The organism is Humibacillus sp. DSM 29435, assembly GCF_001758225.1.
Lineage (GTDB): Bacteria > Actinomycetota > Actinomycetes > Actinomycetales > Dermatophilaceae > DSM-29435.
Genome location: NZ_MAST01000011.1, coordinates 46,986 through 59,533, shown reverse-complemented (window position 1 = coordinate 59,533; position 12,548 = coordinate 46,986). Strand labels below are relative to the sequence as shown.

The following is a 12,548-nucleotide window of genomic DNA, read 5'->3' as shown; positions in this document are numbered from 1 at the left end:
GCGGGCCGGGTCCGGCATACTGCGGGCTGTGGAACTCATCCAGTCCCAGGCCGTCCCCCCGTCGCTGGCGCGCGTCGCGCAGGCCCAAGCCGCCCCGGTGCGCGTCGCCCTCGTGCAGCACGCCTGGGACGAGGATGCTGCCGTCCTCGTGACGACCCTGCGCGACGGCATCCGCCAGGCGGCCGAGGCGGGGGCCTCGATCGTGTTCCTGCCCGAGCTGACCCTGTCGCGCTACCCGGCCGACACCCTCCCCGACGGAGTCCCCAGCGAGCTGGCCGAAGACCTCGACTCTGGCCCGACGGTGGCCTTCGCGCGCGCCGCGGCCCGCGACTTCGGGGTGTTCGTGCACGCCTCGCTCTACGAGGCGGCCGAGGAGGGCGACGGGCTCGGTTTCAACACTGCGGTCGTCATCGCCCCGACGGGTGAGATCGTCGCTCGCACGCGCAAGACCCACATCCCTGTGACGGAGGGCTACTTCGAAGACAAGTACTTTCGCCCCGGCCCCGCAGATGACGCGTATCCCGTTGTCACGCTTGACGACCCGACCATCCGCTTGGGGCTGCCGACCTGCTGGGACGAGTGGTTCCCCGAGGTGGCCCGTCTCTACTCACTCGGCGGGGCTCAGGTGCTCTGCTACCCGACGGCCATCGGCTCCGAACCCGACCACCCCGACTTCGACACGCAGCCGCTCTGGCAGCAGGTGATCGTCGGCAACGGCATCGCCAACGGGCTGTTCATGGTGGTACCGAACCGCTACGGCACTGAGGGCCTGATCACCTTCTACGGCAGCTCTTTCATCGCCGACCCCTACGGTCGCATCCTCGTTCAGGCCCCGCGCGACGCCTCCGCGGTGCTCGTCGCCGACCTCGACCTGGCGCAGCGCGACGACTGGCTGACGCTCTTTCCGTTCCTCTCGACACGTCGGCCCGACTCGTACGCCGCGCTTGCCGACCCGATCCGAGACGAGCACCGCCGCCAGGTCTCGCCGTGACCGGTCCGACCACTGATCCGACCAGTCGTCCGAAGGCGGACCCGGCCACGGCCACGGCATGGCGGATGCCGGCCGAGACCGAGCCGCACGAGTGCACCTGGATGGCCTGGCCGACCACCGGCTACACGCTCGGAGACACGACGGAGGAGGCCGACCAGGCCCGCACCACCTGGGCGGCCGTGGCGAAAGCTGTCGCACAGTTCGAGCCGGTGCGCATGGTCGTGTCCGCGGGAGACCTCGCGATGGCCCGGTCGTGGCTGGGCTCCGACATCGAGCTGGTGGTGGCCCCGCTCGATGATGCCTGGATGCGAGACATCGGCCCGACCTTCGTGGTGAGCAGCGATCCGGGTGAGCGAAGGCTCGGCGCCGTCGACTGGGTGTTCAACGGCTGGGGGGCCCAGTCCTGGGCCAGCTGGGAGCACGATGCGCGCATCGGCTCTTTCGTCGCGGGGGTGGCCGGGGCCGAGAGGGTCTCCTCACCCCTGGTGAACGAGGGCGGCGGCATCCACGTCGACGGGATCGGCACGGTGCTGCTCACCGAGACGGTGCAGCTCGACCCGGGTCGCAACCCAGGCCTGTCCCGGGCCGACGTCGAGGCCGAGCTGACGCGCACCATCGGTGCGACTGCGTTCGTGTGGCTGCCGCGTGGTCTCACCCGCGACTACGACCAGTTCGGCACCCGAGGGCACGTCGACATCGTGGCGACGCTCCCGGCGCCGGGGGTTCTGCTGCTGCACGACCAGCGCGATCCGGCCCACCCCGACCATGCCGTGTCGCGGCAGCTGCGTGAGCTGCTCGAGCAGGCCCGCGACGCCCGAGGCGCGCGGTTCGAGGTGATCGGGGTGCCGGCGCCGCGCACCGTGACCGACGCGCAGGGGCTGGTCGACTGGAGCTATCTCAACCACCTCGTCGTCAACGACGGCGTCATCGCGTGCACGTTCGGCGACGCGAACGACGAGCCGGCGCTGCAGATGCTGGCGCAGGCCTATCCGGGCCGCCAGGTCGTCGGCGTCGACGCGCGCCCCCTCTTCGAGCGCGGCGGCGGCATCCACTGCATCACCCAACAGCAACCGGCGCTCTGACCGCCGCGTCGGGAACCGCGCGGTGGTCTTCTGGGACCTCGGGGCCCTCTGGACCCTCTGGGCCCGTGTCGGCGGTCAGCCCTGGGGCAGCCGCCGGTGGATGTCCTCGCTCATCCGCACGACGGAGAGGTAGAACTCGAGGGTCATGCGGATGATGGCCAGGTAGATGATCAGGATGATCGGGCCGATGATGAGCGCGAACAGGCCCAGGCCCACATTGGTGATGAACGCGGTGATGACGAAGGCCAGCCAGCTGGCGACCAGCGCCACCGTGGCCAGCAGGTAGACGAACCGCACCAGCATCGGGGTGACGAACCGGGTGAAGGTGAAGTCGAAGAGGGCGGAGATGAAGCCGCTGCTGTCACTCGCGACGCTCTGCACCGCGGCCTGCACGTTGGCCGTCGTCGGAGAAGGAGAGCCACCTGAGCCGCCTGAGCCGCCGGCCGGCGGAGCGGGGGGCGTGGTGGCGCCGGAGGACGGCATCCGCTGGGTGTCCGGCCCCTGCGAGCTCGGGGGCGTCGGCGGCAGTGGGGGAGTGCTCGGCTGCTGGGACTGCTGGGGGGGCTGAGGCGGGGTGCCTCCGGCAGGCTGGCCGAAGGACCCCTGCTCCGGAGGGTTCGGGTCTGACATCTCGGTTCCCTTCGTCGGTCGAGGCCCGAGCTCGGGCTCGTGCGGTCATCGTAGGGCGGGAGCCTGCGGCAGCGTGGCAGAAGCGACCGGCGCCCGCGCGTGTCCCGGGGGCCAGCGCCCCCTGCATCCGGTCGATTTCCGACGGGTTTCCCGCGTGGCGACGCGCCGGACAAGCCCAGGGTCTTGACGGAAGGCCCTGCAGAGGGCGATAGTCATCGCGTTCCCTCGGGAACCCCCGGTCCGGGGAGCGTCGCAGGTCTCGCCTGTCGGTGGGAACTCCGCTTCTTGACCCGGCTGGACACTCCTGCCCTGAAGGGCTAGGCTAGGCCCTTGCGCTGCCTATGTCTCCCTCGCGCCACAGCAAGCCGTTCCGGCATGCCATCCGGCATCTCCCCAGGCCCTGAGAACCCGCGAGTGAGGCCATTTGTGGCGCGACGACGAAGATTCGAGAAAAAGGCCCGTGGAAGGACCCTCCTTGGCTGCCGCGCGTACTGCGACGAACATGTCCACCGCACAGACCCCTTCGGGACGTCTGTCCTTCGCGAAGATTCGCGAACCCCTGGAGGTCCCAGACCTCCTTGCTCTCCAGACGGAGAGCTTCGACTGGCTCCTCGGCAACGAGCGCTGGCAAGGCCGCGTCGCCGCGGCCAAGGCGCAGGGGCGCACTGACGTCCCCGACCGCTCCGGGCTGGAGGAGATCTTCGAGGAGATCTCCCCGATCGAGGACTTCAGCGGCTCGATGTCGCTCTCGTTCCGCGATCACCGCTTCGAGGAGACGCGCAAGACGATCGAGTCCTGCAAGGAGCGCGACCAGACCTACGACGCGCCCCTGTTCGTCACCGCCGAGTTCATGAACAACACCACTGGTGAGATCAAGAGCCAGACGGTGTTCATGGGCGACTTCCCCCTCATGACCGAGCGGGGCACCTTCATCATCAACGGCACCGAGCGTGTCGTCGTCTCCCAGCTGGTCCGCAGCCCGGGCGTCTACTTCGAGCGCACGCCCGACAAGACGTCCGACAAGGACATCTACACCAGCAAGATCATCCCGAGCCGCGGTGCGTGGCTCGAGTTCGAGATCGACAAGCGCGACATGGTCGGCGTGCGCGTCGACCGCAAGCGCAAGCAGTCGGTCACCGTGCTGCTCAAGGCCCTCGGCTGGACCGAGGCGCAGATCCTCGAGGAGTTCGGCCAGTTCGACTCGATGCGCCTGACGCTCGAGAAGGACCACGTCCAGAACCAGGACGACGCGCTGATCGACATCTACCGCAAGCTGCGCCCGGGCGAACCGCCCACCAAGGAAGCCGCGCAGAACCTGCTCGACAACCTCTACTTCAACCCCAAGCGCTACGACCTCGCCAAGGTCGGTCGCTACAAGGTGAACAAGAAGCTCGGGCTCGACGCACCGATCAACGACTCGACCCTCGCGATCGACGACATCGTCGCGACGATCAAGTTCATCGTCGCCCTGCACGACGGCCAGACCTCGATGGACGGCGTGAAGAACGGTGAGGTCATCGACGTGCGCGTCGAGGTCGATGACATCGACCACTTCGGCAACCGCCGCCTCCGTTCGGTCGGTGAGCTGATCCAGAACCAGGTGCGCACCGGTCTGTCCCGCATGGAACGTGTCGTGCGTGAGCGCATGACGACGCAGGACGTCGAGGCGATCACCCCGCAGACCCTGATCAACATCCGCCCCGTGGTGGCCTCGATCAAGGAGTTCTTCGGAACCTCGCAGCTCTCGCAGTTCATGGACCAGAACAACCCGCTCGCGGGGCTGACGCACAAGCGTCGGCTGTCTGCTCTCGGCCCGGGTGGAATCTCCCGCGACCGTGCCCAGATGGAGGTCCGCGACGTCCACCACAGCCACTACGGCCGCATGTGCCCGATCGAGACGCCTGAAGGCCCGAACATCGGTCTGATCGGCTCGCTCGCCAGCTACGCGCGGATCAACGCGTTCGGTTTCATCGAGACGCCCTACCGCAAGGTCTCGGGCGGGCACGTCTCCGACGAGGTCGACTACCTCTCGGCCGACGAGGAGGACCGTTTCGTCGTCGCGCAGGCCAACGCCCCGCTCGACCTCGAGAACAACTTCACCGAGGACCGCGTGCTGGTTCGCACCAAGGGTGGCGAGGTCGAGCTCATCCCGGGTGACGACGTCGACTACATGGACGTCTCGCCGCGCCAGATGGTCTCGGCCGCGACCGCGATGATCCCGTTCCTGGAGCACGACGATGCCAACCGTGCGCTCATGGGCGCCAACATGCAGCGTCAGGCGGTCCCGCTCGTCAAGAGCGAGGCCCCCCTGGTCGGTACCGGCATGGAGTTCCGTGCCGCTCTCGACTCGGGTGACGTCGTGCGCGCCGACAAGGCGGGCGTCGTGCAGGAGGTCTCGGCCGACCTGGTCACCGTGGCCAACGACGACGGCACATACCAGACCTACCGCATCGCCAAGTTCAGCCGCTCCAACCAGGGCACGAGCTACAACCAGGTCGTCCTCGTCAACGAGGGTGACCGTCTCGAGGCCGGTGGCGTCATCGCCGACGGTCCCGCGACCGACGGTGGCGAGATGGCGCTCGGGCGCAACCTGCTCGTGGCGTTCATGTCGTGGGAGGGCCACAACTACGAGGACGCGATCATCCTCAGCCAGCGTCTGGTGCAGGACGACGTCCTCTCCTCGATCCACATCGAGGAGCACGAGGTCGACGCCCGCGACACCAAGCTCGGGCCCGAGGAGATCACCCGCGACATCCCCAACGTCTCCGAGGAGGTGCTGGCCGACCTCGACGAGCGCGGCATCATCCGCGTCGGCGCCGAGGTTCGTGACGGCGACCTGCTCGTCGGCAAGGTCACGCCCAAGGGCGAGACCGAGCTGACGCCCGAGGAGCGCCTGCTGCGCGCCATCTTCGGTGAGAAGGCGCGCGAGGTGCGCGACACGAGCCTCAAGGTTCCCCACGGCGAGACCGGCACGGTCATCGGCGTCAAGGAGTTCCGGGCCGACGAGGGCGATGACCTGCCTCCCGGCGTCAACCAGCTCGTGCGGGTCTACGTCGCCAACAAGCGCAAGATCACCGACGGTGACAAGCTCGCCGGCCGGCACGGCAACAAGGGTGTCATCTCCAAGATCCTGCCGATCGAGGACATGCCGTTCCTGGAAGACGGCACCGCCGTCGACGTCGTGCTCAACCCGCACGGCGTGCCTCGCCGGATGAACCTCGGGCAGATTCTCGAGCTGCACCTCGGCTGGGCCGCCAGCCGTGGGTGGAAGATCGAGGGCAACCCCGAGTGGGCCAACCAGATCCCGGTCGACGCGCACGAGGCGCCGCCCGGCTCGCGGGTGGCCACCCCGGTGTTCGACGGAGCGTCCGAAGACGTCGTGACGGGTCTGCTCGACTCGACCCTGAAGACGCGCGACGACGTGCGCCTCATCGACGCCTCCGGCAAGACCCGCCTCTTCGACGGCCGCTCCGGCGAGCCGTTCCCCGAGCCGGTGGCCGTCGGCTACATGTACATCCTCAAGCTCCACCACCTGGTCGACGACAAGATCCACGCTCGTTCGACCGGCCCGTACTCGATGATCACCCAGCAGCCGCTCGGCGGTAAGGCCCAGTTCGGTGGCCAGCGCTTCGGTGAGATGGAGGTCTGGGCCCTCGAGGCGTACGGCGCGGCCTACACGCTGCAGGAGCTGCTGACGATCAAGTCCGACGACGTCCCCGGACGCGTCAAGGTCTACGAGGCGATCGTCAAGGGCGAGAACATCCCCGACTCCGGTATCCCCGAGTCGTTCAAGGTGCTTCTCAAGGAGATGCAGTCGCTGTGCCTCAACGTCGAGGTGCTCTCGAGCGACGGCACGACGATCGAGATGAAGGAATCCGACGAGGAGGTCTTCCGCGCTGCGGAGGAGCTCGGCATCGACCTGAGCCGGCGCGAGCCGTCCAGCGTCGAAGAGGTCTGACCCAGCCACCACGACAAGCGGTCGGGATGCCGCTGAGCCCGCTCAGCGGCATCCCCGCCCCCGTGGTCGACCGGCCGGACCCCCACCGTCACAGCAGTACCTAGCAAGCGTTACGAGAGAAGGAACCACGTGCTCGACGTCAACTTCTTCGACGAGCTTCGCATCGGCCTCGCCACCGCGGAGTCCATCCGCCAGTGGAGCCACGGCGAGGTCAAGAAGCCCGAGACCATCAACTACCGCACCCTCAAGCCGGAGAAGGAGGGCCTGTTCTGCGAGCGCATCTTCGGGCCCACCCGCGACTGGGAGTGCAACTGCGGCAAGTACAAGCGTGTTCGCTTCAAGGGCATCATCTGCGAGCGCTGCGGCGTCGAGGTAACCCGCGCCAAAGTGCGTCGCGAGCGGATGGGCCACATCGAGCTCGCCGCCCCCGTCACCCACATCTGGTACTTCAAGGGTGTCCCCTCACGCTTGGGCTACCTGCTCGACCTCGCCCCGAAGGACCTCGAGAAGGTCATCTACTTCGCGGCCTACATGATCACCTCCGTCGACGACGACCAGCGTCACGCCGACCTGCCCTCGCTCGAGGCGCAGATCCAGGTCGAGAAGAAGGAGATCGAGAACAAGCGCGACGCCGACGTCGAGGCCCGGGCCCAGACGCTCGAGCGCAACGTCGCCGAGCTCGAGGCCGAGGGGGCCAAGGCCGACGCCAAGCGCAAGGTGCGTGACCAGGCCGAGCGCGAGATGAACAACATCCGCAAGCGCGCCGACCAGCTGGTCGAGCGTCTCGAGCAGGTCTGGGACCGGTTCAAGAACCTCAAGGTCCAAGACCTCGAGGGCGATGAGATCCTCTACCGCGAGATGCGTGACCGCTTCGGTCTCTACTTCGAGGGCGGCATGGGCGCCGCGGCGATCCAGAAGCGCCTCGAGAGCTTCGACCTCGACGCCGAGGCCGACTCCCTCCAGGAGATCATCGCCACCGGCAAGGGCCAGAAGAAGACCCGCGCCATCAAGCGCCTCAAGGTCGTCAACGCGTTCCAGACGACGACGAACCACCCGACCGGCATGGTGCTCGACGCCATCCCGGTGATCCCGCCGGACCTGCGCCCGATGGTGCAGCTCGACGGTGGCCGGTTCGCGACCTCTGACCTCAACGACCTCTACCGCCGGGTCATCAACCGCAACAACCGCCTCAAGCGACTGCTCGACCTCGGTGCACCCGAGATCATCGTCAACAACGAGAAGCGGATGCTGCAGGAGGCCGTCGACAGCCTCTTCGACAACGGTCGTCGTGGCCGCCCCGTCACGGGCCCCGGCAACCGACCGCTGAAGTCGCTGTCCGACATGCTCAAGGGCAAGCAGGGCCGGTTCCGCCAGAACCTGCTCGGCAAGCGCGTCGACTACTCCGGCCGTTCGGTCATCGTCGTCGGCCCGCAGCTGAAGCTGCACCAGTGCGGTCTGCCCAAGCAGATGGCACTCGAGCTGTTCAAGCCGTTCGTGATGAAGCGTCTGGTCGACCTCGACCACGCGCAGAACATCAAGTCGGCCAAGCGCATGGTCGAACGCCAGCGGCCCCAGGTGTGGGACGTGCTCGAAGAGGTCATCAACGAGCACCCCGTGCTGCTCAACCGGGCACCGACCCTGCACCGACTGGGGATCCAGGCGTTCGAGCCGCAGCTCGTCGAGGGCAAGGCCATCCAGATCCACCCGCTCGTCTGCTCGGCCTTCAACGCCGACTTCGACGGTGACCAGATGGCCGTGCACGTGCCGCTGTCCGCGGAGGCGCAGGCCGAGGCCCGCATCCTCATGCTCAGCAGCAACAACATCCTCAAGCCGGCCGACGGTCGCCCCGTGACCATGCCCACCCAGGACATGATCACCGGCATCTTCCACATGACCGACGCCGTCGACGGCGGCGGCATCGGCGCCGGCCGGGCGTTCAGCAGCCCGGCCGAGGCCCGGATGGCCTTCGACCACGGCGAGATCCTGCTCGGGTCGGCGATCAAGCTGCGCCTCGTGGACACCGTTCCCCCGGCCGGCTTCGAGCTGCCCGAGGGTGTCGAGGCCAACGCCGAGGGCCTCGTCTCGAGCCTGACCATCGAGTCGACCCTGGGTCGCGCGCTGTTCAACGAGACCCTGCCGGTGGACTACCCGTTCATCAACACGCCCGTCGACCGCAAGACCCTGTCGGGCATCGTCAACGACCTCGCCGAGCGCTACTCCAAGGTTCAGGTCGCGGCCTCCCTCGACGCCCTCAAGGAGGCCGGTTTCCACTGGTCGACCCGCTCGGGCTGCACCGTCGCGATCTCCGACGTCATCACGCCGGACAACAAGACGGACATCCTCGAGGGCTACGAGACCAAGGCGGCCAAGGTTCAGACCCAGTACGAACGCGGTCTGATCACCGACGACGAGCGTCGCCAGGAGCTCGTCGAGATCTGGACCCAGGCGAGCAACCAGGTCGCCAAGGAGATGGAGCACAACTTCCCGCGTACGAACCCCATCTACCGGATGGTCAGCTCGGGCGCTGGTGGTAACTGGTTCCAGATCCGTCAGATCGCCGGCATGCGTGGCCTGATGGCCAACCCGAAGGGCGAGATCATCCCGCGCCCGATCAAGGCGAACTTCCGTGAAGGCCTCACGGTGCTCGAGTTCTTCATCTCGACGCACGGTGCCCGCAAGGGGCTGGCCGACACGGCGCTGCGTACGGCCGACTCGGGTTACCTCACCCGTCGTCTCGTCGACGTGAGCCAGGACGTCATCATCCGTGAGGACGACTGCGGTACCGACCGTGGGCTCAAGCTGCCGATCTCCTCGACGAACGAGCTCACCGGAACGCGCAGCCTGAACGAGGTCGTCGAGGCCTCGATCTACGCTCGCACGCTGGCGGAGGACGTCGTCGTCGACGGCCAGACGCTCGCGGTGGCCGGCATCGACCTTGGAGACGTCGTCATCGACGCGCTCTACGCGGCCGGCGTCGACGAGGTGCGCATCCGTTCGGTGCTCACCTGCGACTCCAAGGTCGGCACGTGTGCCCTCTGCTACGGGCGGTCGCTCGCGACGGGCAAGCTCGTCGACATCGGCGAGGCCGTCGGCATCATCGCGGCCCAGTCGATCGGTGAGCCCGGCACGCAGCTGACCATGCGTACCTTCCACACCGGTGGCGCCGCGGCGGCCGACGACATCACGCAGGGTCTGCCCCGCGTCGTCGAGCTGTTCGAGGCCCGCACGCCCAAGGGTGTCGCTCCCATCGCCGAGGCCACCGGCCGTGTCGAGATCGAGGACACCGACAAGGCGCGCCGGGTGCTGCTCACGCCCGACGACGGCTCCGAGCAGCACGCCTACCCGGTCAGCAAGCGTTCGCGCCTGCTGATCACCGACGGTGACCACGTCACGGTCGGCGAGAAGCTGGTGCAGGGCGCCATCGACCCGAAGCAGGTGCTGCGCATTCTCGGCCCCCGGGCCGCGCAGACGCACCTGGTCGACGAGGTGCAGCGCGTGTACCGCCAGCAGGGTGTGTCGATCCACGACAAGCACATCGAGGTCATCGTGCGGCAGATGCTGCGTCGCGTGACGATCATCGAGGCCGGCGACGCCGACCTGCTGCCCGGTGAGCTGGCCGAACGTGGCCGGTTCGAGGACGAGAACCGCAGGGTCATGGCTGAGGGTGGGCGTCCGGCTGCCGGTCGTCCCGAGCTCATGGGCATCACGAAGGCCTCGCTCGCCACCGAGTCGTGGCTCTCGGCGGCCTCCTTCCAGGAGACCACCCGGGTGCTCACGCAGGCGGCCATGGAGGCCAAGAGCGACCCGCTGCTCGGCCTCAAGGAGAACGTCATCCTCGGAAAGCTCATCCCCGCCGGTACGGGCCTGCCCCGCTACCGCAACGTGAAGGTGGAGCCGACCGAAGAGGCCAAGGCCGCGATGTACTCCCTGCCCAACTACGACGCCTACGACTACGCAGGTTTCGGCACGGGCAGCGGCGAGGCCATCCGTCTCGACGACGAGGCACTGGGGCTCGACCAGTTCTGACCGGTCGACCGCCAGCATCCGTTCGGATGCCGCTGGGCCCGGTTCGCGCATCACGCGCGGGCCGGGCCCAGCGCCGTTCTCGCGGGTGGCCCTGACCGACCTGCTGCCGCAGGGTTTGACCGCTGGTACCGGCCTCGTGTCTGCGCCGACAGCCCGACGGACATTTCGGTCAAACTGGGGCTAGGGTGTCGCCAGGTGACCTCCTCGACGCCGGGCGAGCGGGCCCCGACCTGAGGAGTCCCGCCGTGAACCGCCGTGTCGTACTGATCCTTCCCACCGTGGTACTCGCCCTCTCGGGGCTCCTTGCCCCGCTTGCCCCGCTCACCCTGCCGGCCGCGGCCGCCTCGGTCGACGACCCGGTCAAGGCTCAGATCACCGCCGTCATGGCCGACCCGCTCGTCACGGCATCCGGCACGACCGTGAGCACGATCGTGGCCGACGGGGTCGACGGTCACGGCATCTACCTGCGCAACCCGACGGTCGCGCTCGTGCCGGCCTCCACGACCAAGCTCTTCACGGCGGCTGCCGGCCTGCACTACCTCGGCTCGGGCTACCGGTGGAAGACCGAGACGTGGACCTGGCCGATGCGCGCCGGGGGCGTGGTGCCCGGCAACCTCTACCTCAAGGGCTACGGAGACCCCACCCTGATGGAGCGCGACCTCGCCGCTGTGGCCGCGTCGTACAAGGCCAAGGGTGTGACCCGTATCGCCGGGAGCGTTATGGCTGACACCTCGTTCTTCGACAACGTGCGCTACAACCCGGGCTGGAGCACCAGCTACGCCTCGTCGTACTACGCCGCTCAGGTCTCGGCGCTGACGCTCTCGCCCGATACCGACTACGACGCCGGCACCGTCGTCATCGGCTACTCACCCGGCGCCACGACCGGCTCGCGGGCCCGCGTCAGTGTGACGCCGGCCAGTGCCGCCTCGTACGTGCGGCTGGTCAACAACGCCACGACGTCGTCGACGGGCTCGTCGTCGGTCACGGTCACCCGTTCGAGCGGGAGCAACACCATCACGCTGAGCGGCACGGTGCCCCGCGGTGCGGCGAGCGGCAAGCGCTGGGTCACGGTGAACGACCCGGGCCAGCTCGCGGCTACGGTACTGCGTGCGCAGCTCGTCAAGGCCGGCATCCGTGTCGACGGGGGAGTCGGAACGCTGAGCAAGACCGCCGGCACGGTGCTCTACACCACGAGGTCGTCGATGACCTTGGGACAGCTGCTCGTGCCGTTCCTCAAGCTGTCGAACAACGGGCATGCCGAGGTGATCACGAAGACCCTCGGTACCCGCGCCGGCCGTGCCGGCAACTGGGCTGACGGCACGGCGCTGATCAAGGCCAACACGGCGCGCTACGGCATCGTGACCACGGGGATGAACCTCGTCGACGGCTCCGGGCTCTCGCGCAGCGACCGCCTCACCACCTTGCAGATGGTGCAGCTCGTGCACCGGGTGCAGACCGAGTCCTGGTTCCCGACGTTCAAGGCCGCCCTGCCGGTGGCCGGGGCCGACCCGGTTCGGTGGACCGGCGGCACGCTCGCCAGCCGGATGCGCGGCACCCGGGCCACGAACAACCTGCGCGCGAAGAACGGCGACCTCACCGGAGTCACCTCGCTCGCCGGCTACGTCACCGGGGCTGACGGCCGGCCGTACGTGTTCGCGACGATCAGCAGCTACTCACGCTCCTCGCCCCGCCCGGTCGAGGACCGCCTCGGCGTGCTGCTGGCCGGGTGGCGGTCCCCGGGCCGCTGAGCAGTCGGTGAGCAGTCGGTCAGCTCGGTGCGCGCCGAGGTCACCCGCACGGCGTAGCCGTCGTAGCCCGCTCGTTCGGGCCGCCGCGGCTGCCGGTGCTGCGCCCGTGCGTT

General features: G+C 68.3%; 6 protein-coding genes. 5 read left to right on the top strand and 1 reads right to left on the bottom strand.

What is annotated here, in order from left to right:
• Positions 1-28 precede the first annotated feature (28 nt).
• Both BA895_RS08925 and BA895_RS08920 read left to right on the top strand, forming a co-directional pair.
• Positions 29-991, top strand: a complete 963-nt coding sequence (locus BA895_RS08925; protein ID WP_083283150.1) for a nitrilase-related carbon-nitrogen hydrolase — start codon at positions 29-31, stop codon at positions 989-991.
• A gap of 65 nt (positions 992-1,056) precedes the next feature.
• Positions 1,057-2,073, top strand: coding sequence for an agmatine/peptidylarginine deiminase (locus BA895_RS08920; protein ID WP_070191597.1), 1,017 nt, complete (start codon positions 1,057-1,059; stop codon positions 2,071-2,073).
• A gap of 75 nt (positions 2,074-2,148) precedes the next feature.
• On the opposite strand, the gene BA895_RS23065 is transcribed toward BA895_RS08920, so the two are convergent.
• Positions 2,149-2,703 carry a DUF4282 domain-containing protein gene (locus BA895_RS23065; protein ID WP_083283149.1) on the bottom strand — a complete coding sequence of 185 codons (555 nt, stop codon included), beginning with the start codon at positions 2,701-2,703 and terminating at the stop codon, positions 2,149-2,151.
• 475 nt (positions 2,704-3,178) lie between these two features.
• Here BA895_RS23065 and rpoB point away from each other — a divergent pair, with 475 nt between their 5' ends.
• From rpoB to dacB, 3 genes are all read left to right on the top strand, one after another.
• Positions 3,179-6,661, top strand: a complete 3,483-nt coding sequence (gene rpoB, locus BA895_RS08910) for a DNA-directed RNA polymerase subunit beta (protein ID WP_070191549.1) — start codon at positions 3,179-3,181, stop codon at positions 6,659-6,661.
• A gap of 129 nt (positions 6,662-6,790) precedes the next feature.
• Positions 6,791-10,687, top strand: coding sequence for a DNA-directed RNA polymerase subunit beta' (locus BA895_RS08905; protein ID WP_070191548.1), 3,897 nt, complete (start codon positions 6,791-6,793; stop codon positions 10,685-10,687).
• A 245-nt stretch (positions 10,688-10,932) separates the two neighbouring features.
• Complete coding sequence (gene dacB, locus BA895_RS08900; RefSeq protein WP_139142581.1) at positions 10,933-12,435, top strand: D-alanyl-D-alanine carboxypeptidase/D-alanyl-D-alanine-endopeptidase; 1,503 nt, start codon at positions 10,933-10,935, stop codon at positions 12,433-12,435.
• Positions 12,436-12,548: the final 113 nt, after the last annotated feature.